The sequence below is a fragment of the Streptomyces neyagawaensis genome, assembly GCF_023516595.1.
In the GTDB taxonomy this organism is placed as follows: domain Bacteria; phylum Actinomycetota; class Actinomycetes; order Streptomycetales; family Streptomycetaceae; genus Streptomyces; species Streptomyces neyagawaensis.
The window spans coordinates 1-21,978 of record NZ_JAMGBG010000054.1 but is presented as its reverse complement, the minus strand read 5'-3'; the positions used below and the strand labels follow the sequence as shown (position 1 = coordinate 21,978).

The 21,978-nt window shown below is 72.2% G+C and carries 20 protein-coding genes and 1 pseudogene; 7 read left to right on the top strand and 14 right to left on the bottom strand.

The window, feature by feature from the left end; all coding sequences use genetic code 11:
• Positions 1-84 precede the first annotated feature (84 nt).
• Positions 85-1,122 (top strand): DUF2510 domain-containing protein, encoded by a 1,038-nt coding sequence (locus M8J73_RS24415; protein ID WP_249829052.1) that lies wholly within the window; start codon positions 85-87, stop codon positions 1,120-1,122.
• A gap of 129 nt (positions 1,123-1,251) precedes the next feature.
• Here M8J73_RS24415 and M8J73_RS24410 read toward each other — a convergent pair whose 3' ends face one another.
• Positions 1,252-1,866 carry a TetR/AcrR family transcriptional regulator gene (locus tag M8J73_RS24410; protein ID WP_055541877.1) on the bottom strand — a complete coding sequence of 205 codons (615 nt, stop codon included), beginning with the start codon at positions 1,864-1,866 and terminating at the stop codon, positions 1,252-1,254.
• A gap of 260 nt (positions 1,867-2,126) precedes the next feature.
• On the opposite strand from M8J73_RS24410, the gene M8J73_RS24405 reads away from it, so the two are divergent.
• Together M8J73_RS24405 and M8J73_RS24400 are read left to right on the top strand one after the other, a co-directional pair.
• The gene (locus M8J73_RS24405) at positions 2,127-2,921 is read left to right on the top strand and encodes a phosphatase PAP2 family protein (protein ID WP_055541876.1); all 795 of its coding nucleotides are present in this window, start codon (positions 2,127-2,129) and stop codon (positions 2,919-2,921) included.
• Complete coding sequence (locus M8J73_RS24400) at positions 2,918-3,862, top strand: DMT family protein (protein ID WP_249829051.1); 945 nt, start codon at positions 2,918-2,920, stop codon at positions 3,860-3,862. The genes M8J73_RS24405 and M8J73_RS24400 overlap by 4 nt, the downstream gene beginning before the upstream one ends.
• A gap of 100 nt (positions 3,863-3,962) precedes the next feature.
• On the opposite strand, the gene M8J73_RS24395 is transcribed toward M8J73_RS24400, so the two are convergent.
• The 6 genes and pseudogenes from M8J73_RS24395 to pdhA form a co-directional block, all read right to left on the bottom strand.
• Complete coding sequence (locus M8J73_RS24395; RefSeq protein WP_055538094.1) at positions 3,963-6,032, bottom strand: phosphocholine-specific phospholipase C; 2,070 nt, start codon at positions 6,030-6,032, stop codon at positions 3,963-3,965.
• Between the two features lie 146 nt (positions 6,033-6,178).
• A pseudogene (locus tag M8J73_RS24390) lies at positions 6,179-6,493 on the bottom strand (SDR family NAD(P)-dependent oxidoreductase); the annotation flags it as partial.
• 358 nt (positions 6,494-6,851) lie between these two features.
• The gene (gene paaN / locus M8J73_RS24385) at positions 6,852-8,564 is read right to left on the bottom strand and encodes a phenylacetic acid degradation protein PaaN (RefSeq protein WP_274757668.1); all 1,713 of its coding nucleotides are present in this window, start codon (positions 8,562-8,564) and stop codon (positions 6,852-6,854) included.
• A gap of 75 nt (positions 8,565-8,639) precedes the next feature.
• Entirely contained in the window at positions 8,640-10,067 is a 1,428-nt protein-coding gene (locus M8J73_RS24380; RefSeq protein WP_055537073.1) for a dihydrolipoamide acetyltransferase family protein, read from the bottom strand.
• Positions 10,064-11,083, bottom strand: coding sequence for an alpha-ketoacid dehydrogenase subunit beta (locus M8J73_RS24375; protein WP_055537074.1), 1,020 nt, complete (start codon positions 11,081-11,083; stop codon positions 10,064-10,066). The genes M8J73_RS24380 and M8J73_RS24375 overlap by 4 nt, the downstream gene beginning before the upstream one ends.
• Positions 11,084-11,089: 6 nt before the next feature.
• On the bottom strand, positions 11,090-12,259 hold the full coding sequence (pdhA, locus tag M8J73_RS24370; protein WP_079054664.1) for a pyruvate dehydrogenase (acetyl-transferring) E1 component subunit alpha: 1,170 nt from the start codon (positions 12,257-12,259) through the stop codon (positions 11,090-11,092).
• A gap of 120 nt (positions 12,260-12,379) precedes the next feature.
• On the opposite strand from pdhA, the gene M8J73_RS24365 reads away from it, so the two are divergent.
• A complete protein-coding gene (locus tag M8J73_RS24365) occupies positions 12,380-12,880 on the top strand; it encodes an Lrp/AsnC family transcriptional regulator (protein WP_055537075.1) in 501 nt (166 codons plus the stop codon).
• Positions 12,881-12,930: 50 nt separating this feature from the next.
• On the opposite strand, the gene M8J73_RS24360 is transcribed toward M8J73_RS24365, so the two are convergent.
• Together M8J73_RS24360 and hisC are read right to left on the bottom strand one after the other, a co-directional pair.
• The gene (locus M8J73_RS24360) at positions 12,931-14,625 is read right to left on the bottom strand and encodes an aldehyde dehydrogenase family protein (protein WP_055537076.1); all 1,695 of its coding nucleotides are present in this window, start codon (positions 14,623-14,625) and stop codon (positions 12,931-12,933) included.
• A gap of 4 nt (positions 14,626-14,629) precedes the next feature.
• The gene (gene hisC, locus M8J73_RS24355; protein ID WP_055537077.1) at positions 14,630-15,676 is read right to left on the bottom strand and encodes a histidinol-phosphate transaminase; all 1,047 of its coding nucleotides are present in this window, start codon (positions 15,674-15,676) and stop codon (positions 14,630-14,632) included.
• 333 nt (positions 15,677-16,009) lie between these two features.
• On the opposite strand from hisC, the gene M8J73_RS24350 reads away from it, so the two are divergent.
• Both M8J73_RS24350 and M8J73_RS24345 read left to right on the top strand, forming a co-directional pair.
• Positions 16,010-16,642, top strand: coding sequence for a hypothetical protein (locus M8J73_RS24350; protein ID WP_055537078.1), 633 nt, complete (start codon positions 16,010-16,012; stop codon positions 16,640-16,642).
• A gap of 105 nt (positions 16,643-16,747) precedes the next feature.
• Complete coding sequence (locus M8J73_RS24345; protein WP_055537079.1) at positions 16,748-17,059, top strand: NIPSNAP family protein; 312 nt, start codon at positions 16,748-16,750, stop codon at positions 17,057-17,059.
• Here the strand turns inward: M8J73_RS24345 and M8J73_RS24340 are convergent.
• Complete coding sequence (locus M8J73_RS24340) at positions 17,056-17,973, bottom strand: LysR substrate-binding domain-containing protein (RefSeq protein WP_055537080.1); 918 nt, start codon at positions 17,971-17,973, stop codon at positions 17,056-17,058. The genes M8J73_RS24345 and M8J73_RS24340 overlap by 4 nt on opposite strands.
• A 58-nt stretch (positions 17,974-18,031) precedes the next feature.
• Here M8J73_RS24340 and M8J73_RS24335 point away from each other — a divergent pair, with 58 nt between their 5' ends.
• Positions 18,032-18,790 (top strand): SCO6745 family protein, encoded by a 759-nt coding sequence (locus M8J73_RS24335; RefSeq protein ID WP_055537081.1) that lies wholly within the window; start codon positions 18,032-18,034, stop codon positions 18,788-18,790.
• A gap of 96 nt (positions 18,791-18,886) precedes the next feature.
• Here the strand turns inward: M8J73_RS24335 and M8J73_RS24330 are convergent, their stop codons facing one another.
• From M8J73_RS24330 to paaC, 4 genes are all read right to left on the bottom strand, one after another.
• The gene (locus tag M8J73_RS24330) at positions 18,887-19,654 is read right to left on the bottom strand and encodes an enoyl-CoA hydratase/isomerase family protein (protein ID WP_055537082.1); all 768 of its coding nucleotides are present in this window, start codon (positions 19,652-19,654) and stop codon (positions 18,887-18,889) included.
• Between the two features lie 7 nt (positions 19,655-19,661).
• Entirely contained in the window at positions 19,662-20,777 is a 1,116-nt protein-coding gene (gene paaE / locus M8J73_RS24325; protein WP_249829050.1) for a 1,2-phenylacetyl-CoA epoxidase subunit PaaE, read from the bottom strand.
• Entirely contained in the window at positions 20,777-21,280 is a 504-nt protein-coding gene (gene paaD, locus M8J73_RS24320) for a 1,2-phenylacetyl-CoA epoxidase subunit PaaD (RefSeq protein ID WP_249829049.1), read from the bottom strand. Before paaD ends, paaE begins: the two co-directional genes overlap by 1 nt.
• A 5-nt stretch (positions 21,281-21,285) precedes the next feature.
• On the bottom strand, positions 21,286-21,978 hold a 693-nt coding region (gene paaC, locus M8J73_RS24315), incomplete at its 5' end, for a 1,2-phenylacetyl-CoA epoxidase subunit PaaC (protein ID WP_249829048.1).

Genomic DNA, 21,978 nt, shown 5'->3' with positions numbered 1-21,978 from the left:
CACCAAGGGGGCGGAACGGCGATCGGCGCGGCCAATTCCGGCCCCTCTCATCCGCTTTTCACTCGGGCCTCATACGGTGGCGTCATGACGCAGGTGACTCCTCCCGGCTGGTACCCCGACCCCGGCCAGACGAATGACGCGCCGCCCACCGAGCGCTGGTGGGACGGCAGGGCGTGGACGGACCAGGTCCGGCCCGCGGGCTCGGCCGGGACGTTCGGCCCTCCGGCCTTCCCGCCGGCCGCCGGGCCGTACCCGCCCGGCGCCGCACCGGCGTATCCCGGATATCCGGCGTACGGCGCCCCGGCGCCGAAGCGCGGGCTGCGCACGGGCATAGCCGTCACCGTGGCCGTCGCGGTCCTGGCGTGCATCGGGATCGGCGCGTATGCCCTGGTCGGCAGGGACGGCGGCGACGGCAGCACGACGTCGCAGGGCTCCGGCGGGCAGGACGGCCGGGGCGGCGACGGCGGGCGGGACGGGGGCTCCGGCGGTCAGGGCGGGCCCGGCGGCTCGGGGGGTTCCGGCGGTTCCGGCGGGCAGTCGCCGGCGCCGGACGGCTCCGGGAGACCCCCGCAGACCGAGGACGGGTACGCCACCGACTCGGCGAGCGGCATCAGCATCCCGGTGCCGGACGGCTGGGTCACCTCTCCGCTGCCGGTCGGCGCGCAGGTGGTGACGGAGGCGTCGTACGAGTGCCCCGCCGACCCCTCGAAGACCTGCACGCGCGGTGGCGCGTACTCGATGCCGGCCAAGGAGCTGAAGCTGAAGGCCACCACGGCGGAGGCGGCCGCCAAGGAGGACATCGCGCAGAACGCCGAGTCCGCCTACGGCACCGAGGGCTACGGGAAGATCAGTTCGCACAAGGAGCTGGCCTCGAAGGCGGTGACCGTGGCCGGCGAGAAGGGCTATCTGGTCCGCTGGAAGGTGGCGACCAGCAAGGGCGACGACGGCTATGTCGAGTCGCTGGCGTTCCCGTCCCCGGCCGACTCCTCGCGGCTCGTCGTGGTGCGCTTCGGCATCGACGTCAGCGACGAGGCGCCCGAGCAGTCGGTGATCGACGACATCACCAAGGGCATCAAGAAGGCGGCGATCACCAGCGGCGGGGGCAACGGCCAGGACGTGTGAGTCGGCCGGGTGGGGTTCCTCTCCGCTCCAGAGGAACCCCACCCGGCCGCGGGGTGCGCGCCGCCCCCGTCCCCACGGTGCGGCGCGATCGGGTCGCCGTCCGGTCATCGCTGAACGGCGGCCCGAGCATCAGGTGAGGCCGAGCGCGGGGAACACGGCCGCCTCCATGAACCGGATGATGTACGTCTCGTCCGCGTCCTGCCCGTCCAGGACCGGGCGGGCCCGGAGCACTCCGAAGATCTGGGCCGGGATGAACTCCAGGGCGGGATGGCCGGCGGGGACCTCGCCCCGTGCGACACCGCGGTCGAGCATCGCCTTGAGGGCGTCGATCTCGGGCTCGACGAGGGCGTGGCGCAGGGCGGCCCGCAGCTCCTCGTCCTGGACGACGGCCTGGCCGAGCGCCTGGTAGATCCGGCCCTCCAGGGCGAACCCCTCGCTCGCCTGCCGGGCCACCTCGCACAGGTCACCCCGCAGGGACCCGGTGTCGATGCCGCCGAACCGCACGCTGCGGCGGGCGCGCAGCGCCGCGGCCACGAACTGGGGCTTGTTCTTCCACTGCCGGTAGAGCGTGGACTTGCTGCAGCGGGTGCTCGCGGCGACACCCTCCATGGTCACCGAGTCGTAGCCGCACTCTCGGATCTGTTCGAGCACGGCGTCGAAGAACTCCCGCTCACGCTCGGGCGTGATCTTGGAGCGGCGCGAGGCGACGGCCGTGTCCGGCCCGTCCGCGGCCTGCGACGTCATGACTCTCGTCTCCTTCGGTCGGGTCACATCCCTGGGGCCTGCCGAGACGCCACTGTACCGGAACGCCAACGTATCGGTACAGCACCGTATCGATACCCCCTAGTTTCGGTACAGCACCGTATCGGTACACTCGCGTATCGGAACTGCGCCGTATCGGAACAGCTCCGTATCGGAACAGCTCCGTATCGGTACGCGTTCGTGTCGTACGTGTGCCGCCAGGGAACCAGCGCCACCAGCGCCGTCAGGGAAAGGGCCGGGGGATGGAATGCCGCACCGCGCCTCCAGAGCCGGCCGCCGCGACACCGCGGCCGCCCCTCGTCCGTGAGCTCCTGCTCGTCGCAGGTCTCTTCCTCCTCTACAAGTTCGGCCGGACGCTGACGAGCGGGCACACCGCCGAGGCCTTCCGCGACGCCGACCGCGTCTGGGAGTGGGAGCGCGCGCTCCTGCTGCCCGGCGAGGGGGCCGTGCAGTCGGCGCTGCTGCACGGCGACACGCTGGTCCACCTCGCGAACGTCTACTACGCGACCGTCCACTTCCCGGCCACCGCGGCCTTCCTGGTGTGGCTGTATCTGCGGCGCCCCGCGCACTACGTGTGGGCCTGCCGGGTCCTCGCGGCCGTCACCACCGCCGCCCTGCTGCTCCATCTGGCCTTTCCGCTGGCGCCGCCGCGGATGCTGGAAGCGGCGGGTCTCGTCGACACCGGTCAGGTGTACGGGCCGACGGTGTACTCGGCCGTCCCGGCGACCGACTCGCTGGCGAACCAGTTCGCGGCGATGCCCTCGCTCCACTTCGGCTGGGCCCTGATGGTCGCGATCGGGCTGATCGCCGCGACCCGCTCCCGGTGGCGTGCGCTCTGGCTGCTGCACCCGCTGGTCACGCTGCTGGTGATCGTCGGCACGGCGAACCACTACTGGCTGGACGCGATCGTGGCTGGCGGCCTGCTGGGCGTCGCCCTCGCCTTCATCCGGGTCCCGCGCCGGACGGCCACGACCGCCCGGCGGCCTATGGGGCTCCGCTCCGTCGAGGAGCCCGCGCTGGTCGGAGCGGGCCGATGAACGCCACCCTCGTCGCCGTCGCCCTCTCCCTCGTCTCGGCCGTCGCCTACGCGGCCGCCGCCGTCGCCCAGGAGCGGCTCGCCGCCCGCGACGCCACCACCGGGGTACGGCGGATGCTCGCCAGCGGCGCCTGGTGGAGTTCGGTCGCGCTCAACGCCGGGGCCGCGCTGCTGCACGTGGTCGCCCTGAAGTACGGGCCGCTGACCGTGGTCCAGCCCTTGGGCGCGCTCACCCTCGTGGCGGCGGTGCCGCTGGGGGCGCGGCTGGCCGGGCGGCGGGTCGGCGCGGTGGAGTGGCGCGGTACGGCGCTCACGCTGGTGGGGCTCGCGGCGATCCTGGTCACCGCGTCCGGTTCCGCTCCGGTGGACGTGCTGAGCGTGCCGGAGGCGGTCGCCGTCGCCGGGGCCACGGCCGCGCTGATCGGGCTGCTGTCCCGCCGCGGCACCCGGCCGGGGCTGCGGCACGCGACCGCGTCCGGGGTGGCGTCGGGCGTCGCGTCCGCGCTGACCCAGACGGTCACGGTGGCCGCGGCCGGCCCCTCGGGCGCGGTGCTGAGCGTCGAGGTGGTCGTCGTGGCCCTCCTGGTCGCGGCCTTCGCCGTGGGCGGCCTGTTCCTCTCGCAGACGGCCTACCGGGGCGGCCTGGGTGCCCCGCTCGCGGTGGTGACCCTGACGAACCCGGTCGCCGCCGCGGTGATCGGCCTGTCCCTCCTCGGCGAGGGTCTGCGGGGTGGCGCGGCGGGCGTACTCCTCGCCCTGGCCGGGGCAGTGGTGGCGGGCCGGGGCGTGGTCCTCCTGACCCGCGCCCCCCGCACCGCCCCCCACCCGCACCCGCACCCGGACCCGGCCGACGAGACCCACCCGGTGGCCGCGGTCCTGTCCCTGGAGCCCCAACAGGCGCCCACGGAACCGTCCCTGCTCCCCAAGCTGACCCCTCTCTGACTCCTCTCCGACCTTTCGGCGGGGGGAACCGCGCGAACGGCCACGACGGCGCGCGGACACTCGACCGCGGTTCCCCCGGCCCTCTCAGGCCATCAGGCCCTCAGGCGTCGGACTTCCGGCCCAGCGCCGGGTCGCTCACGCCCACCCGGCCGTTCTCCACGTGGCCCGCGAAGCGGCGGACGAAGCCGGGGGCCGCCGGCGTGGTCACCGTCAGGTCGTACCAGCGGTGGCTCGCCCGAAGGTCCACGGTGCGCCGGACGGTGGCCCCGGCCCGCACCCTGACCGTACGGCCCCGACCGGTGCCGTACCCGCTGCGGATCCTCAAGGTCACCGCGGCGGAACCCTTGTTGGTGAAGGTCAGTTCCACGTCGCCGCCGACGTGCCGCGCGGTGACCTCCAGGCCCGCCGAGGGACCCGTGCCCGGCCCCTCGAAGACGCGCAGGAAGCCGTTCGGGCCGTGCACCGTGAGGTCGTAGGAGCCGCCCGAGGCCGCCAGGTTCCAGGTGTCGGAGAGCGTTGTGCCCGCCCCGGTGGTGTACGTCCACGGCCCGTCCGTGCGGTTGCCGGAGGTGACGAGGAACGCGGCACCGGCCCTCGCGCCGGAGGCGAACGTGAGCGTGAAGGTCCCGGCCGCCGGGTCGGCCGAAGCATCCACCCTGGGCGCGTACAGGAGCGGCCGGGCGGGCCGCAGGCCCCGCTCCTGCCTCGGCATGCTCGGGTCGGCCGGCACGGTCGGCCGGTAGTCGGGGTGCCGCTCGCGGTCCGGCGGCTCGTACGCGTCCGTGTCGGGCAGCGCGGCCGGCCGGCTGTCCTTGCGGGAGAAGTCGAACGCGGAGGTCAGGTCACCGCAGATGGCGCGCCGCCAGGGCGAGATGTTGGGCTCCCGCACCCCGAACCGGCGCTCCATGAACCGCACGATCGAGGTGTGGTCGAACGTCTCGGAGCACACGAAACCGCCCTTGCTCCACGGCGACACCACGAGCATCGGCACCCGCGGTCCGAGCCCGTACGGCCCGGCGACGTGCGTCGCGCTCCCGGCGAAGAGGTCAAGGCCGACGTCGACGGTCGACCTGCCCTGCGCGGCCGAGCGCGGCGGTAGCGGCGGCACGACGTGGTCGAAGAACCCGTCGTTCTCGTCGTACGTGATGAACAGCGCGGTCCGCGCCCAGACGTCCGGGTCGGAGGTGAGCGCGTCGAGGACCTGGGCGATGTACCAGGCGCCGTAGTTCGAGGGCCAGTTGGAGTGCTCGGAGAACGCCTCGGGCGCCGCGATCCAGGAGATCTGCGGCAGCCGGCCCGCCTTCACGTCCGCCTTCAACTGGTCGAAGTAGCCGTCGCCCGCCTTGACGTTCGTACCGGTGCGGGCCTTGTCGTACCAGGGGTCGCCGGGCTTGGCGTCGCGGTACTTGTTGAAGTAGAGCAGCGAGTTGTCGCCGTAGTTGCCGCGGTAGGCGTCGGCGATCCAGCCCCAGGAGCCGGCCGCGTCCAGGCCGTCGCCGATGTCCTGGTAGATCTTCCAGGAGATCCCGGCCGCTTCGAGGCGCTCGGGGTACGTCGTCCAGCCGTAGCCGCGTTCGTCGTTGCCGAGGACGGGGCCGCCGCCGGTGCCGTCGTTGCCGGTGCAGCCGGACCACATGTAGTAGCGGTTCGGGTCGGTGGAGCCGATGAACGAGCAGTGGTACGCGTCGCAGACGGTGAAGGTGTCGGCGAGGGCGTAGTGGAACGGGATGTCCTCGCGGGTCAGGTACGCCATCGTCGTGGTGCCCTTGGCGGGCACCCACTTGTCGTACTTGCCGCCGTTGTAGGCGGCGTGCCCGTCGGACCAGCCGTGCGGCAGGCCCTCCAGGAACTGCATGCCGAGGTCGTCGGCCTCGGGGTGGAACGGCAGGACGTCCTTGGTGCCGTCCGACTGGTGCCACACCGTCCTCCCGTTGTCCAGCGTGACCGGGTGCGGGTCGCCGAAGCCGCGTACGCCTCTCAGCGAGCCGAAGTAGTGGTCGAAGGACCGGTTCTCCTGCATGAGGACGACGATGTGCTCGACGTCCTCGATGGTGCCGGAACGGTGGTGCGCGGGCAGTGCGGCGGCCCGCTGGATACTGGCCGACAGAGCGGTGAACGCCGTGGTGGCGCCCGCTACCTGGAGGAATCGCCGCCGGTTGACTTCAGGCATGGGTGGGTGACCTCTTGTCCTGACGTGGTGCGTCGGATGTGACCTGCGCGGTAGGAATGGTCCAAGAGGAACGAATGCCGGGGAAGGGGCCGTGGCGCGGATGTGACCGACCGGGGGCCGCGACGCGAACAGCACCGGGCGGGGGGTCACGGGGTCGTCTCCGTGCGCAGCGCGTCCGAGACGGACTTGACGCCGCCGTGGGCGGTAGGACCGCCGTCGACCGGGATCTCCGCCCCGGTAACGAAGGAGGTGTCGTCGGACAGCGGGAACACCACGAGCGGGGCGACCTCGTGCACGGTGCCGCCCCGCCCGAGCGGTGTCTCGCGGAGGTGCGCCTCGCGGAGCGCGGGCGCGGCCGAGGCGGTCATGTCGGTCTCGATGAAGCCGGGGTGAATGGTGTTCACACGGATGCCCCGGGGCCCGAGTTCCGTGGCGGCGGCCTTCGACAGTCCCGGCCGTGCGCCCCGGCGGTGTGCCTGGACGCACGGCAGGGTGCGATGGGTCAGTCGTTCATGGCTTCGCGGACCCTCACGGGCGGGTCCGGCGGACAGCGCCGGGGGTCATTTCGGTGTGGGAGGCGTACGGCGGGTCAGGTGCGCGGTTCGGTGCTGTCGGCGCCGTCGGCGAAGACCCCGCAGTGCCCGGTGTGGCCACGTCCCGGTGTCCTCACAGGACTGGGTCGGACTGGGTCGGCCGCTCCGTGTCACCTCGTCCACGGCTCGGCCCGCACCGCCGCACCGCCGCACCGCCGCACCGCCGCACCGCCGCACCGCCGCACCGACCACTGGTACGGCGGCCCCGTCGATCAGGGGCGCCTCGTCAGACGCGGGAGCTCTCCTCCGCGGGGGTGGGCGCGTGCCGACGGGACTGGAGGACCGAGAAGCGTCCGGTGACGAAGGCCGGGTCGGTGAGCGCGGCGTTGGCAGCGGGGTTGGCCGCCGTGCCGTGGAAGTCGCTGAACGCGGCGGACTGGTTGACGAAGACTCCGCCGGTCAGGTTCTCCGACAGATGCACGCCCGCCTCCAGGGCGGTGGCACGCGCGGCGTCCAGGGCCGCCTCGTCGGCCGCGTACACGGAGGCGGTCAGCGCACCGTGCCGGCGCACGGTGTCGTGGAGCACCCGCAGACTGTGCGTGGTGGAGTCGGTGCCGATGACGAAGGAGACCGGCCCGAACCACTCGCTGGTGAAGGTCTTCTCGTCGGCTTCGGCGTCGAGCCGTGCCACCAGAGGGGTACGGACGACCGCTTCGGCGAACTCGGGGTGCGTGATGCCCTTCGACGGGTGAGCGGTCCTGCCCAGCCCCGTCGCCTCGTCGAGGCGCCTCAGCACCCCGTCGTTCACGATGGCCCCGAGGGTGGCGGCCGCGCGCGCCGGATCGCCGAGCAGCTTGTCCAGAGCGGCGCCCAGGTCGGCGGCGAACTCGTCGGCCGTGCGCGGCCCCTGGTCGGTGGGGAAGCCATCGCGGGGTACGAGGATGTTCTGCGGGGTGGTGCACATCTGGCCGCTGTAGAGCGACAGGGAGAAGGCGAGATTGCGCAGTAGTCCCGCGTAGTCGTCCGTGGAGTCCACGACCACGGTGTTCAGCCCGGCCTTCTCGGTGTGGACGACGGCCTGGCGGGCGTTGTCCTCCAGCCAGTCGCCGAACTCCTTCGAGCCGGTGAAGTCCACGATGCGCACGTCGGGATGGGTGGCCAGGGCGGGCGCGGGGCGCTCGTCCGCACGCGAGGCGGCGAGCAGCACCACATCGGGGTCGAAACCGGCCTCCGCGAGGACCTCGCGGGCCACTCGTACCGTGATCGCCAGGGGCAGTACGGCCTTGCGGTGCGGCTTGACGATCACCGGGTTGCCTGTGACGAGGCTGGCGAACAGGCCCGGGTAGCCGTTCCAGGTGGGGAAGGTGTTGCAGGCGATCAGCACGGACACGCCCCGTCCCACAGGCGTGTACGTCTTGTCCATCACCAGCGGCCCGCCCTTGCGCTGCGGCTTGCTCCAGCGCGCCGCGCCCGGGTGCCGCTTCTGCTCCGCCCAGGCGTACGCCACCGCTTCCAGACCGCGGTCCTGGGCGTGCGGACCGCCGGCCTGGAACGCCATCATGAAGGGCTGGCCGGTGGTGTGCTGGACCGCGTGCGCGATCTCGAAGCTCGCCGCGTTCAGCCGGGCGAGGATCTCAGCCGCGACGCCGGCCCGGGTGTCGGGGCTCGCGGAGCGCCAGGCCGCTGCGGCGGCCTTGGCCGTCGCGACGGCCACCTCGGGCACCAGGTACGGGTAGCTGACGCCGAGCGGGAAGCCGTAGGGCGAAACCTCGCCGGCGGGCACCGTGCCGGTGGTGGGGTGGCCGTCAAGGGAGAAGGGGTGGTCGAGGAGGCCACGGAAGGCGGCCTCGCCCAGCTCGGCTGCACCGGCTCCGTACGCGGAGGCGCTGGGGGTCTCGGGGTACGGCGTCCAGTAGCCGCGGTCGACGGTACGCCCCACCGCCTGGTGGAGCAGTTCCGCGTGGCGGACGAAGAAGTCGGGATGGTGGTCGGTGGTCACTGGCAACTCCAGGCCGAACGTTCGGTAGGTTGGTGGGTGCGGGGCACCCGGGCTGACGCGAGGGACAGGGTGGGATCAGACGTCGGCGAGCAGGGTCGCGGGGCGTTCCACGCAGTCGGCCACATAGCGCAGGAACCCGCCGGCCACACCGCCGTCGCAGACTCGGTGGTCGAAGCTGAAGGAGAGCTGCATGACCTTGCGGACGGCCAACGCACCGTCCACCACCCAGGGTTTGTCCACGATGCGTCCCGCCCCGAGGAGGGCGGCCTCCGGGTGGTTGATGATGGGCGTGGATCCGTCGACACCGAACACGCCGTAGTTGTTGAGGGTGAAGGTCCCGCCGGTCAGACGATCGGGCGGCAGGCTTCCGTTGCGGGCGAGCTCGGTCAACCGGGCCAGTTCGGCGGCCAGTTGTGCGGTCGTCATGAGATGGGCGTCACGGACGACGGGGACGACCAGGCCGCGCTCGGTCTGTGCCGCGAAGCCGAGGTGCACCTCGCTGTAGCGGACGATCTCCCGCCGTTCGGTGTCCACCGTGGAGTTCAGCTCCGGGTAACGGCTCAGTCCGGCGACGCAGATGCGCGCCAGCAGGGCCATGAGCCCGATGCGGCGGCCGGGTCCGGCGGCCTCCAGCGCCTTCTTGACCTGGAGCAGCCCGGTCGCGTCCACATCGACCCAGGTGGTGGCATCGGGTATCTCGGTCCGGCTGCGGGAGAGCTTGTCCGCCACGGCACGACGCACTCCGCGGAGCGGGATGCGCTGGGGACCATCCGGCTCCGGCCGCCCTTGCGGTACGGGGGCGGGGTCCGCCGACGGCCGCCGAGCGGGAGCGACCGGTGCGGCACCGGAATGCTCAGCCGTTTGCCGTACTCGCGCGACGGCCTGCTCCACATCTCGTCTGAGGACGATGCCCGCGGGACCGGAGGGCGTCAATCCGGCGATGTCGATCCCTTGCTCCCGTGCCATCCGCCGTACGAGGGGCGAGATGACGCGGGGGGCGAGCGGCCCGAAGGGCTGCGCCGCCTCGGCACCCGTACCGTCTGCCGTCGCCACACCCGCGCGTCGGCGGCGGCGACGCGGAGCCGGACCGTGGCCCGTGCCGTAGCCGATGAGAACATTGCCGGACCCGGCCTGCTCCTCCTCGCGGTATCGCTCCGCGGCGGCCCCTGCCGACGCGGATTCGACGGCGGGCCCGCCGGGCGACGGAACGCCCGAGCCCTCGCCCGTGCCTCCGGCACCGCCAGAGGCTCCGGCACCCACCGTGATCAGCGGTTCCCCCACCGCCAGCGCCGTGCCCGCCTCCGCGTGCAGTCGAAGTACGGTGCCGGCGTACGGGACCGGCACCTCGACCGCGGCCTTGGCGGTCTCGACCTCGACGACGATCTGGTCGATCGTCACCGTGTCGCCGACCGCGACCTTCCACTCGACGATCTCGGCCTCGGTCAGTCCTTCGCCGAGGTCGGGCAGCCGGAACAGCTGCTCCTGGAGCATTGCGGTGGTCATGCGACCGCTCCCTTCAGCAGATGCCGGGTGTCCGGCTCGTCGTCGAGCTGGAGACGGTCGACGGCGTCGAGGATCCGGTCGACACCGGGCAGATGGGCGTGTTCGAGCTTGGGCGGCGGATACGGGATGTCGAACCCGGAGACCCTCAGAACAGGTGCGGCCAGCGAGTGGAAGCAGCGTTCCTGCACGCGTGCGGCGATCTCCGCCCCGACACCGGCGAAGCCCTGCGCCTCCTGCACGACCACGCAGCGCCCGGTCCGGCGTACCGACGCGCTCACCGTCTCGTCGTCGAAGGGCACCACGGTCCGCAGGTCCACGACCTCGAGTTGGATGCCCTCGGTCGCCGCCGCTTCCGCGGCCGCCAGGGCCACGGGAACCGATGGCCCGTACGCGACGACCGTGGCGTCGCGGCCCTCCCGCCGGATCGCCGCCCGCCCGAACGGCAGGGCACCGCGCCGCTCCAGGTCGGTGTCCTCCCTCGACCAGTACAGCTTCTTCGGCTCCAGGAAGACCACCGGATCGGGGTCGGCCACGGCGTCCCGCAGGAGCCAGTACGCGTCCTCGGCCGTCGCCGGGGTGACGACCTTCAGTCCTGGAGTGTGCGCGTAGTACGCCTCGCTGGAGTCGCAGTGGTGCTCGACTCCGCCGATGCCGCCCGCGTACGGGACGCGGATCACCATCGGCAGCGTGAGCCGCCCCCGGGTCCGGTTGCGCAGCTTGGCGACGTGCGAGGCGATCTGCTCGAACGCCGGGTACGCGAAGGCGTCGAACTGCATCTCCACCACGGGCCGGAAACCGCCCATCGCCATGCCGACGGCCAGTCCCACGATGCCGGCCTCGGCGAGCGGGGTGTCGAAGCACCGCTGCTCGCCGAAGTCGCGGGTCAGCCCGTCGGTGATGCGGAAGACGCCGCCCAGCGGACCGACGTCCTCGCCGAAGACGAGCACGCGCTCGTCCTCGCGCAACGCGTCACACAGTGCGGTGTTCAGCGCCTGCGCCATCGTGACCTTCGCCATGGCGGATCAGCCCTCCTGAGTCTGCGGCGTGGTGGATCCGACGGACCCGGTGGATTCGGTGGGTTCGGTGGGTTCGGTGGCCTCTGCCAGCTCGGACGCCAACAGGGCGCGCTGTTCGCGCAGTTGCGGGGTCGGTTCGGCGTAGACGTGGTCGAAGAGCTCCAGCGGGTCGAGCACGGACTCCGCGTTCATGCCCGCGCGCAGCTCCGCCGCCATGGTCTCCGCCTGCTCCCGCACCGCCGCGACGTCTTCGTCGGTGAGCACCCCGCGGGCTCGCAGGTAGGCCTCCAGACGGTTGAGCGGGTCGGCGGCGCTCCACCGCTCGACCTCCTCGTCGTCCCGGTAGCGGGTGGCGTCGTCGGCGTTGGTGTGCGCGTCCATGCGGTAGGTGTGTGCCTCCACCAGGAAGGGACCGTGCCCGGCGCGCGCGTGTTCGACGGCGGCGGTCAGCACCGCCAGGACCGCGGCGAGGTCGTTGCCGTCGACCTGCTCGGAGCGCACCCCGTAGCCGATGCCCTTGTAGGCGAGGGCGGGAGCCGCGGTCTGCCGGGCCAGCGGCACGGAGATCGCGTACTTGTTGTTCTGCACGAAGAAGATCACCGGCGCGCGGAAGACAGCCGCGAAGTTCAGTGCCTCGTGGAAGTCGCCCTCACTGGTGGCGCCGTCGCCGACGAGGGCCATCGCCACGCCGTCCTCGCCCTTGCGGCGCAGGGACTCCGCCATGCCGGTGGCGTGCAGTACCTGGGTGGCCAGCGGGGTGCACTGCGGTGCGGTGCGGGTGGCGGCCGGGTCGTATCCGCAGTGCCAGTCGCCGCGCAGCAGCGTCAGCACCTCAAGGGGGTCGATGCCACGGGTGACCAGGGCGACCGAGTCCCGGTAGGTCGGAAAGAGCCAGTCGGTCGGGCGCAGTGCGAGCACGGCGCCGACCTGGCAGGCATCCTGGCCCCGGCTGGACGGATAGACGGCGAGCCGCCCCTGCTTCGTCAGCGCGGTCGCCTGCGTGTCGAACCGGCGCCCCAGGACCATGTGCCGGTACGCCGCGCGCAGCTGGTCGGCCGGGGGCTCGGTGTATCCGGTCGGCGGCTTGGCCGGAGTGCCGTCCTCGGCCACGAACCGCACCGGCGTCAGCGACGGCAGGAGGCCCTGGACCGTCTGTCGGAGGCTCTTCACGGACATGGAGGGCGCTCACTTTCTCTGGACACTTGACATGGGAATGGTCGCTACTACGAAATAAGTGTTCAATGGTCCGGGCGAACCAGCGACGAACTGCCGGAACGAGTCACACGGGAGCGCAAAATGTCTGAGAAGGACTCGACGTCGGCCCCTGTGCCCGGACGAACTGCCGCCTCGCTCGACGACATCGACCGGCAGATCCTGAGCAGGCTCCTCGAAGACGGCAGGGTGTCGGTCCGCTCGCTGGCCGAACAGGTGCACATCTCGCGCGCCAACGCCTACACGCGGATCGGCCGGCTGCTCGCCGAGGAGGTGATCAGCGGCTTCACCGCGTGCCTGAACCCGAAGCGGGCGGGCCTCGGCACGAGCGCGTACGTGACAGTGACCATCGAGCAGAACGCCTGGCGCGACATCTCACGCGATCTGCGCGAGATCCCGTACGTCGAGCATGTCGCCCTCGTCGGGGGCGACTTCGACGTCCTGGTGCTGGTCCGGACACCGGACAACGAGGCGCTGCGCAACATCGTGCTGGAACGCATCCAGGCGATCGCCGGGGTGCGCTCGACCCGTACCTGGCTGGTCTTCGACGAGGTACGCGGCCCAGGGGCCGACTGGACCGCCTGACCAGGGGGCCGACGCCCGGGCCCCGACCCTCCCCCGACCGGCCGTCCCGGTCAGACGTCGAGCAGCGCGTCGGCGGGCCCCCGATCCCGGGCCGTGGTCGTGGACGGCACGGATGCGTGCCGGGACCGCAGCACCCGGAACCGCCCGGTGACGAAGTGAGCCCCCGTGCCGGGGAGGTCGGCGACGGCCGAGGACGGATCCCCGGGGAGGTCGTCGGCGACGTTCTGCACCAGATGCACCCCGGCGTCGAGCGCTGCCGTCTCGGCGGCCGCCAGCACCAGTGGATCGGTCGAGTGCACCGCGGCGTACAGCGCGCCGTGGCGGCCGACGGTGCCGCGGAACAGGGCGAGGCTGTGCGCGGTCGACTCGGTGCCCACCAGGAACGCGACCGGGCCCGGCCACTCCCGGGTGTAGACGCGTTCGTCGCGCACCCCGAGCCGGACGATGAGCGGGCTGCGCACATCGGCGACGGGGTGACCCGGAAGGCACAGCGGCTGCGACGCGTGCACCACCGGGCCGTGCCGCCCGGCCTCCGCGAGCGCCGCCCGGACTTCTTCGTCCGCGAGCGCGCCCAACAGCCGTGCCACCCGCGCCGGATGCGCGAGCAGCCGGTCCACGGCCTCACCGAGGTCGGCGCCGAACTCCCGCAGGGTCTTGGGGCCTTCGTCGGTGTCGAAGCCCGACGCCGGTACCAGGATGTTCTGCGGCGTGGTCCGGACCGTGCCGCTGCACCGGCACAGGGCGAGGGCGAGGCCGCGCACCAGTCCCCGGTAGTCGTCGGTGGAGTCGACGATCACGGTGTTCAGCCCGGTCCGGGTCGCGAACACGGCGGCCTGGTGGGCATGCCGCTCCAGCCAGTCGGCGAAGCGCGCCGAACCGGTGAAGTCGACGATCCGCACCGCGGGGTCCATGGCCAGGCGCTGGTGCAGGCGCTCACCCGGCGGGGCCACCGCCAGAGTCACGATGTCCGGGTCGTGGCCGGCTTCCACCAGCACTTCGCGGGCGATGCGCACGGTGATCGCCAGGGGCAGCACGGAGCGTGGATGCGGAGCGACGATCACGGGGTTACCGGTCACCAGGCTGGTGAACAGGCCCGGATATCCGTTCCAGAGGGGGTAGTCGGGACAGCCGATGAGAAGCGACACCCCGCGCGGAACCAAGGTGCTGGTGCCGCACACCGGCAGCGACTGACCCCGGTGACGGGTCTGTCCCCGGCGCCGGTCCGCAGGGGCGCGCTCCGACTCGGCGAAAGCGATCGCGACCGCCTCCAGGGCCCGGTCCTGGGCGCTCGGTCCGGCGGCCCGGAACGCCGCCGGAGGCGGCTGACCGGTGGTGTGGTGCACGGCGAGGGCCAGCTCATGGCTGCGCGTGTTCAGCCGTCGCAGCACCTCCACGGCCAGCCCCGCCCGGTGGTGGAGCCCGGCGACCCGCCATTCGGCCGTCGCCCGCCTTGCCGCCGCCACCAGGATCGCGGGGTCGCAGCGCGGGTAGCCGATGTCCATGACCGTGCCGTACGGGGAGGACTCCGTGACCACCCGGCCGAGCTCACCGGGCTGGTCGAGGTCGAAGGCGCGGCCCAGCAGGGAGCCGAAGACCTTCGCCGCAGTCCGGGGCGAGCGCATGCCCGTGCTGGTGGCAGCGCTCCATGTCGTCTCCGTGAAGGACGCGCAGCGTTCACCGGCTGTAACGGCCCGTACCGCCTGTTGGAGCAGCTCGCGATGCCGCTCGTAGGGGCCGGGGCGCACGCCCTCAGCCTCTCCAGGTCGCGGCGAGCGCGAGCAGGGCGTCGTTCTCCTCCGGCAGACCGATCGTCACCCGGACGCCTTCGCCGAGGAACGGGCGGACGACCACCTTCCCGCTGAGGCAATGCAGAGCGAACTCCGCGCTGGTGTCGGCGAGCTGCAGCCAGACGAAGTTGGCCTGGGAGTCGGGAACCTCGAAGCCGAGCGCACGCAGCCGCCCCGTCACTCGCTCCCGCTCGGCGACCGTGAGCGCGGCGCGGCGGGCGACCTCCGCGCGCTCACCCAGAGCGACGACGGCGGCCTCCTGGGCGAGCGCGCTGACGCTGAACGGCACCTGCGTCTTACGCACCGTGGCGGCGATCTCCTTCGGTGCCACGCAGTAGCCGACCCGCAGGCCCGCCAAGCCGTACGCCTTGGAGAAGGTCCGCAACACCACCACGTTCGGCCGCTCGCCGAGCAGGTCGAGCGCATCGGGGACGAGCGCCGGATCGGCGTACTCCCGATAGGCCTCGTCCACGACGATGAGCACCTCGTCCGGCACCCGGTCCGCGAAGTCGCGCAGCGCCCGCGCGCCGACCGCGGTGGAGGTGGGGTTGTTGGGGTTGCAGACGAAGACCAGTCGGGTCCGGCCGTTGATGCCCTCGGCCATGGCGTCGAGGTCCAGCGTGTGCTCGCGAAGCGGTATCCGCACCGCCCTACCGCCGGCCACCGCCGTGAGGATCGGATACGCCTCGAAGGACCGCCACCCGAAGACAACCTCGTCACCGGGGCCGACGACCGAGTGCAGCAACTGTGCGCAGACCTCCGAGGAACCGGCGCCCACGGCGATCCGATCCGGATCGACGCCGTGGTGCTCGGCGAGTGCCCTCACGAGAGAGGCCGCGCTCATGTCGGGATACCTCGACACGCCACCGGCCAGCTCCCCGAGTCTTCCCACCACGCCCGGCAGCATCCCGTACGGGGACTCGTTGCTGGCCAGGGCGGCCGCACCGGGGAGTTTGCGACCCGGCACGTAGGAGGGCAACTGTGCCAGGGCCGGACGGACACGCACCATGCTCGACTCGCTTCTTCCGCGTGGCCCGAAGCCGTGCCTTCGGGCACTCGACAGGAGAATCGTGGGCAACGGAGGACAAACGTTCAACCAGTTGGCAGATCAGGCGACAGACAGCCGATTGACCGCTTCAGTACCGGCCAGTAGTCCGGCCGCGGCCCCGTCAGGGCCGCTCCCGCGAGACGGAATGCCGGGGCACCGCCGGGCCCGGACCGCGCCCACTGATCACAAGTCGGCCACATGGCCTTTCCGGCCCCCCGGCCGTCGGAACGGCCCCGAAGACTGCTCCCCACCCGCGAGGTCTCCGTGCCACGCCCGCTCCGACCGAGGAAGATCATGTCCAGGACCCATCTCGCACACCGGTCGTTGACGTCACTGGCAGCGGCCGCCACGCTGCTGACCGTCGGCTGCTCGGGAACCGCCGAGAGCGCACACGCCGGTGGCTGCCGCGAGAACGGCGACTGGACGGTCGAGCAGCGGGCGGAATGGCTGCGCCGCGCCGTGTCGTTCCCGGAGTCCGCGCCCGACGACGCGGCTGTCGTGACGCACCCGCGCACCGCGGGCAACAGGGGATCGCTGTGTGAGCCGATCGCCGTGCAGGTCCAGTTCTGGAAGCTCACCGCCACCGCGGCGGGTACGGACATGAGACCCGGACAGCACATCCGGCTGGCCACCAGCGGAGGTGACGACCGAAGCATCGGCTTCCCCGCGGGACTTTCCGCCGGGGAACGCGGCGGCTGCACCGGCGTCCTCATGGCGGTGTACGTGGGCGGGCCCCTGACCGGGAGCGAACTGCCCAAGGACATCGGCCACCTGACTCCCGGCACCGCGGAGGTGAGGTTCAGAACCGACCGGGTCGCCGCCTACCGACTGCTCCCCCCATCGGAGCCGGAATCCTGCCGCGCGAACGGAGAGCGCACGACGGCTCCTCCCACCACGCCGAACCCCTGGGGCAGCAACCACCCGTGAGCGACGCCCACGGAGGGGGCGTTCACGCAAGCCGGAGCCGTCCTCCGCTCCGTCGGCCTCTCCCCCCGCGCGCTTCGGGGCGCGCAGAAACGGCATCATACGGACATGATCACTGTTCATCTGAAGTACGAGATCGACCCCGACAAGCTCGAGGACTTCGAGGAGTACGGCCGCCGCTGGATCCGGCTCGTCAATCGTTTCGGCGGGACGCACCACGGCTACTTCCTGCCGAGTGAGGGTGACAGCGACATCGCCTACGCCCTGTTCTCCTTTCACAGCCTGGCCGCGTACGAGCGGTACCGCACGGACAGCATGTCCGACCCGGAGTGCCGGGAAGCGTTCGAACTGGCCCGTGACACCCGCTGCATCAAGCGGTACGAGCGCCGCTTCCTGCGACCGCTCGACGGCGGGTCCTAGACCGGTGGCAGGTGCGGGGTCCGGTTCTCCCGCGCGGCGGTGCGCAGCGCCGCGACGACGGCTGTGGTCGTCGGGTTCGCGGTCTCGGTGTGCCGCGTCGCGGCGAACAGCAGGCGCAGGATGGGGCGATCCTCGATGGGCGCTGTGCGGATTCCGGGTGAGGCCGGGTCGATGGCCGTCCGGGGGACGAGCGCGGTGGCGAGGCCGGCCCGTGCGAGGGCGAGCTGAGTGGCGATGTCGGCGGTGACGTAGCGCGTCGTGGGGGTGAAGCCGGCCTGATGGCAGGCCTGCAGGATGGCCTGTCCGCAGTCCGTGGTCGGCGGCGGCACGGCGAGGCTGTGCTCGGCCAGTTCCCGCAGGGCGACGGGCCGCTCGTCGCCCTGGTCGGCCGCGGTGACGACGAGCAGCGGATCGTCCAGCAACGGCGTGACGCCGATGCCCTGGGGTGTGGCATCGGGCAGGTGGTGATACCGCTGCCCCACCACCACGTCGACGGTACCGAGCGTGAGTTCCCGCAGCTGCGCCTGGTCGGTGACGAGGCAGGTCAGGACGAGTTGCGGGTGGTCCGATCCCAGCGCGATCAGCGCGGGGGCCACGATCCGGGCGACGGTCGACGGCAACGCCGCGAGGGTGGCGGTGGTGCCGACCGTGCCCTTGACCGCCGCGACGGCGCTCTCGGCCTCCTGCACGGCGGCGAGGATCCGGTCGGCGTGTTCGAGGAGCACCCGACCCGCCTCCGTGAGTGCCACGGTTCGCCCGTCGGGGCGCAGCAGCTCGACTCCCACCTCGCGACGCAGCGCGGACAGCTGCTGGGACACGGCACCGGCGGACAGCGCCAGTGACTGGGCGGCCGCGGCGATGGAGCCGCGGGCGGCGACGGTCCTGAGCATGTGCAGACGGCGGACATCCAGCATGACTCGATAGATTAGCTGAAGGGTTTCATCAGAAAACATCCCCTTGACCTGTTGAGTCATGGTGAGCGACCTTCAGCGCATGGAGATCTTCGACTGCATCGCGGCGGTTGCCCGGCCCATCCACGATTTCGGTGACGAGTTCATGTCCGACGAGGCGACCGCCGCCGTGGGTCTGCGCGCCGGGTTCTCACCCGGACGCGGCTTCTACTGCCGTGGCCGGTTCGGAGTGCTCGGCGAAGCACCGGTCGAGGTGGTCCAAGCCGCGCAGGGCTTCCTCGGCCCCCATCTGGTGGCCGCGGGCTGGCAGGCGGGACGGCCCGTGATGCCGGCGGGGGAAGCCGCCGCCCACTATGCGCAGGCCGTCCGGACGTGGGGGCGCGACCACATCACCCGCGACGTCGACGTCGAGCACTTCAACTGCCTGGCCCAGCAGCTGATCGATGCCGCCGACGCCGACGCGCTGCCCCTGTTCGCCGGCTGGCGCGCACAGCCCTGCCCCACCGACGACCCGGTCGGTGGGGCCATGCAGCGCATACACGTACTGCGGGAGCACCGTGGCGCCTGCCATCTGGCGGCGGTACGCCTGAGCGGACTGAGCGCCCGAGAGGCCATGGTCATCAACCTCGGCGTCGAGCAGGCGCGCCACTACGGCTGGCCGAAGCCCGATCCCGTCGACGCGACCCTGACCCCTCGGTGGAAGCGGGCGGAGCACCTCACCGACGAACTCCAGGCGCCGCTCTACGCCACGCTGACCGACCGGCAGCGAGCCGAATTCGCCCGGCTCGTCGGCGGGTTGACCCGTGACCTCAGGCTTTGACGCCGTGCATGCTTTCGCTCGGGGTTGTGCCGAGGAGCGGGAAACGGAGGGATGCAGGGGCCACCCCGGATCTGTGTCCAGAGACCGGATCCGCACTCAGAGAAACGTCGCCCTGCCAGGGCCTTCCTCGACGAAGCTGCGCATCCCCCGCTCGCGGTCCTCGGTCGCGAACAGGCCCGCGAACCAATTGCGCTCGATGGTGAGACCGGTGTCGAGGTCGGTCTCCAGGCCCTGGTCGATCGACTCCTTGGCGGCCCGCAGGGCGAGTGCGGGGCCCTTGGCCAGCCGGGTGGCCCAGGCGCGCGCCTGCTCGTACACCTCGGCGGCCGGGACCACGAGGTCGACCAGGCCGATCCGAAGAGCCTCGTCAGCCCTGACCATCCGGCCGGTGAAGACGAGGTCTTTGGCCTTGGACGGGCCCACGAGCCGGGACAGGCGCTGGGTGCCGCCCGCGCCGGGGATCAGGCCGAGGAGAATCTCGGGCTGGCCGAGCTTGGCGTTTTCGGCAGCGATCCGGTAGTCGGTGCACAGGGCCAGCTCACAGCCGCCTCCGAGTGCGTAGCCGGTGATCGCGGCGACGACCGGCTTGGGGATGCGAGCGACGGCCGTGAAGGCATCCTGAAGCGGGCGCGAGCGCCTGACCATCCCCGCGTGGTCGAGGAGCTCCATCTCCTTGATGTCCGCGCCGGCCGCGAACACCTTCTCGCCGCCGTACAGGATCACCGCCCTGATGTCGTCGCGTTCGGTCACCTCTGCGGCGAGTTCGCCGAGCCGGTCCTGGGTGGCGATGTCGAGGGCGTTCATCGGCGGGCGGTCGAGGCGGATCGTGCCGACGCCGTCGGCGACTTCCAGGTGGACGGACATGGCTTCCTCAGCTGTCGAAGTCGACGGACAACGTCTCGGAGACGGGGAAGGTCTGGCAGGTCAGCACATAGCCGGCCTCGACCTCTGCGGCTTCGAGCGCGAAGTTGCGGCGCATGTCGGCCTCCCCTTCGGTGACCAGGGCGCGGCAGGTGCCGCATACACCGCCCTTGCAGGCGAAGGGCAGGTCGGGCCGCGTCGTCTGGGCGCCGTCCAGCACGGTGGCCGCCCGCGGCAGCGCGGCGGTGGTGGACCGGCCGTCGAGCGTGACGGTGACCCGGCTGACGGGGCCATCGGTGACGGCTTCCTCGTGCCGCCGCGTCTGCCGTACCGGCGCGTCGTCCGCGTGGAACAGCTCCTGGTGGATACGGAGGTCGGGCACACCCAGCTCGGCCAGGACCCACTGGGCGTCGCGGACCATGCCGTGGGGCCCGCAGAGCCACCAGTGGTCCGCGGCGCTGACGTCGACCAGCCCGCCGATGAGGGCGGAGAGGCGGTCGGCGTCCAGGCGGCCGGAGAGCACCTCGGCCTCGCGGGGCTCGCGGGAGAGGACGTGGGCGAGCTGGAAGCGCGCCGGGTGCAGGTCCTTCAGATCGGCGAGCTCCTCGGCGAACATGACCGAGCCGGTACGGCGGTTGCCGTAGAACAGCGTGACCCGCGAGCGGTCGTCGCCGGAGAGGACGGACTCGGCGATGGAGAGCATGGGGGTGATGCCGGACCCCGCGGCGATGAGGACGTGGTGGCCGGGTGCGGTGAGGTCGGGAGTGAAGGCGCCCGCCGGACCCATCACCTCCAGGGTGTCGCCGGGCCGTACGTCGTGGACCAGCCAGGACGAGAACAGCCCGCCGGGCACTTCGCGCACCCCGATGCGCGGCCGTGCGCCCACCGGGGAACAGATCGAGTAGGAGCGCCGCTCGTCCCGCCCGTCGACCTCGCGGCGCACGGTGAGCGACTGGCCCGGGGTGAAGGCGAACTCCTCGGCCAGGTCGTCCGGGATGTCGAAGCCGACCACGACCGCGTCCTCGCACAGCCGCTGCACGGCGGCCACACGCAGGTGGTGGAAGGCCGGGCGGCGTCGCCGCACGGGCACGGGGGCGGAGTTGCCGGGTGACAGCAGGTCCTCCATCAGATCTCCTTGACGTACTCGAAGGGTTCGCGGCAGGCGCGGCAGCGCCACAGCGCCTTGCAGGAGGTGGCGCCGAAGCGGGAGGTCTCCTGAGTGTCGGCCGAGCCGCACAAGGGGCACGGCACCGCGGGGCGGGTGGGGGACAGCGTCAGCGGCACCGAGCCGGAGGAGGGTCGCGGCGCCGGCCCGGGGGGCGCGATGCCGTGCTCGGCAAGGGTGCGGCGGCCGCTCGGTGTGATCCATTCCGTGGTCCAGGGCGGGTCGAGCACCGTGCGCACCCGGACGTGCGTGAATCCGGCGGCTGTGAGGCGCGCGGCCACGCCGGCACGCATCTCGGCCATGGCCGGGCAGCCGGAATAGGTCGGGGTGAGGCTGACGACGACCGTCCCGTCCTCGCCGACCTCGACGTCCCTCAGGACACCGAGGTCGGCCAGGGTGAGCATGGGCAGCTCGGGGTCCGGCACGCGCTCGGCAATGTGCCGGGCGCGGCGCACGTCCGTCATCAGGGTCACCAAGCCGCCTGCGGGTGGGCGCGGGCCACGCTCTGCAGCTCGGCCAGCAGGGGAGCGAGGTGCTCGGTGTGCCCGCCGTCACGGCCGGTGCCGGGCAGCGGCCGGCACGCCGGCAGGGGCAGTCCTGCCGCCTCCGTGACCTGCTTCAGCACCGCCCCGACCTCGTCCTGGACGTCGTACGCGGTGAACAGCTCGTCCAGATACGGCGCGACCTGCTCCAGCGCGTCCCGCATCCGGCGATGGGACTCGGCGGTGCCGTCGCCGAGGCGGACCACCCACTCGGCGGCGTACTGGCGGTGATACGTCAGCTCCTTGACGCCCTTGGCGGCGATCGCGGCGAGCACCGGATCGTCGGAGGCGGTCAGCCGCTCGAAGTGAGCGAGCCTCCAGGCGGAGAGCACCAGCAGGCGGGCGACGGAGAACGCGAAGTCGCCGCCCGGGAGTTCGGCGAGGCGTACGTTGCGGAAGTCGTCGGGGTCCCGGAAGTAGGCGTAGGCGTCCTCGTCGCGGCCGGTGCCGTCGACCTGGCCGGCGCGGGAGTACAGCAGGCGGGCCTGGCCGAGGAGGTCGAGGCCGATGTTGGCGAGCGCGACCTCCTCCTCCAGCTCGGGCGCGCGGGTGGTCCACTCGGCGAGCCGCTGGGCCGAGACCAGGGCGTCGTCGGCCAACGCCACACAGACGCGGGCCAG

What these genes read in the sequence shown, in the direction of transcription:
- M8J73_RS24415 (WP_249829052.1), top strand. Translation starts at nt 85, where the DNA reads ATGACGCAGGTGACTCCTCCCGGCTGGTACCCCGACCCCGGCCAGACG.
- M8J73_RS24410 (WP_055541877.1), bottom strand. Translation starts at nt 1,866, where the DNA reads ATGACGTCGCAGGCCGCGGACGGGCCGGACACGGCCGTCGCCTCGCGC.
- M8J73_RS24405 (WP_055541876.1), top strand. Translation starts at nt 2,127, where the DNA reads ATGGAATGCCGCACCGCGCCTCCAGAGCCGGCCGCCGCGACACCGCGG.
- M8J73_RS24400 (WP_249829051.1), top strand. Translation starts at nt 2,918, where the DNA reads ATGAACGCCACCCTCGTCGCCGTCGCCCTCTCCCTCGTCTCGGCCGTC.
- M8J73_RS24395 (WP_055538094.1), bottom strand. Translation starts at nt 6,032, where the DNA reads ATGCCTGAAGTCAACCGGCGGCGATTCCTCCAGGTAGCGGGCGCCACC.
- M8J73_RS24380 (WP_055537073.1), bottom strand. Translation starts at nt 10,067, where the DNA reads ATGACCACCGCAATGCTCCAGGAGCAGCTGTTCCGGCTGCCCGACCTC.
- M8J73_RS24375 (WP_055537074.1), bottom strand. Translation starts at nt 11,083, where the DNA reads ATGGCGAAGGTCACGATGGCGCAGGCGCTGAACACCGCACTGTGTGAC.
- pdhA (WP_079054664.1), bottom strand. Translation starts at nt 12,259, where the DNA reads ATGTCCGTGAAGAGCCTCCGACAGACGGTCCAGGGCCTCCTGCCGTCG.
- M8J73_RS24365 (WP_055537075.1), top strand. Translation starts at nt 12,380, where the DNA reads ATGTCTGAGAAGGACTCGACGTCGGCCCCTGTGCCCGGACGAACTGCC.
- hisC (WP_055537077.1), bottom strand. Translation starts at nt 15,676, where the DNA reads ATGGTGCGTGTCCGTCCGGCCCTGGCACAGTTGCCCTCCTACGTGCCG.
- M8J73_RS24350 (WP_055537078.1), top strand. Translation starts at nt 16,010, where the DNA reads ATGTCCAGGACCCATCTCGCACACCGGTCGTTGACGTCACTGGCAGCG.
- M8J73_RS24345 (WP_055537079.1), top strand. Translation starts at nt 16,748, where the DNA reads ATGATCACTGTTCATCTGAAGTACGAGATCGACCCCGACAAGCTCGAG.
- M8J73_RS24340 (WP_055537080.1), bottom strand. Translation starts at nt 17,973, where the DNA reads ATGCTGGATGTCCGCCGTCTGCACATGCTCAGGACCGTCGCCGCCCGC.
- M8J73_RS24335 (WP_055537081.1), top strand. Translation starts at nt 18,032, where the DNA reads ATGGTGAGCGACCTTCAGCGCATGGAGATCTTCGACTGCATCGCGGCG.
- M8J73_RS24330 (WP_055537082.1), bottom strand. Translation starts at nt 19,654, where the DNA reads ATGTCCGTCCACCTGGAAGTCGCCGACGGCGTCGGCACGATCCGCCTC.
- paaE (WP_249829050.1), bottom strand. Translation starts at nt 20,777, where the DNA reads ATGGAGGACCTGCTGTCACCCGGCAACTCCGCCCCCGTGCCCGTGCGG.
- paaD (WP_249829049.1), bottom strand. Translation starts at nt 21,280, where the DNA reads ATGACGGACGTGCGCCGCGCCCGGCACATTGCCGAGCGCGTGCCGGAC.